The sequence below is a fragment of the Bacillus sp. LR--39 genome (assembly GCF_053613335.1).
Genome location: NZ_JBSIOT010001245.1, coordinates 1 through 592, shown reverse-complemented (window position 1 = coordinate 592; position 592 = coordinate 1). Strand labels below are relative to the sequence as shown.

General features: G+C 47.3%; 1 protein-coding gene. It reads right to left on the bottom strand.

What is annotated here, in order from left to right; translation table 11 throughout:
• On the bottom strand, positions 1-592 hold a 592-nt coding region (prmC, locus tag ACWHAR_RS29725; protein WP_452088770.1), incomplete at both ends, for a peptide chain release factor N(5)-glutamine methyltransferase.

Sequence of the window (592 nt, the reverse complement as noted above, 5' to 3'; positions counted from 1 at the left end):
TTATGAATCAGAGCGCATATGGTTCTGTCTTTTCCATGAATATCTTTCAGCACTTCCACTTCCGCTCCCTTAAACGCCTTGAGGATAAGGTCTTTGACCGCCGCTCCCTGTTTCCAGCCGATTTCAAAAACGACAAATACTTTATCCTTCATGACAAGCGGAATGTCTTCCATAAACCGCTTATAAAATTTCAGCCCGTCTCCGCCATCGGTGAGCGCGTGCAGCGGCTCATGAAAACGGACAATTTCCGATAGATCAGCCATTTCTTCCTCTGATATATATGGCGGGTTTGAGACAATGATATCCGCTTTTTTTCCCGCCTTAATAAAAGGCTCAAGCAGATCGCCCTGATAAAAGCGCACATTTGCCCCCAGTTTTTCTGCATTGGCAGAGGCGACTTGCAGCGCCTCTTTTGAAATATCGACCGCCGACACAGAAAAGCTTTGGTTTTCAAGCGCAAGCGTGACGGCTATTGCGCCGCTCCCTGTACCAACGTCAACAACTTCGAGCTTGCCGTCTTCAGAAAAGACACTCCGATATTTTTCCAGCAAATGAAATACAACTTCTTCAGTTTCCGGCCGCGGGATCAGCA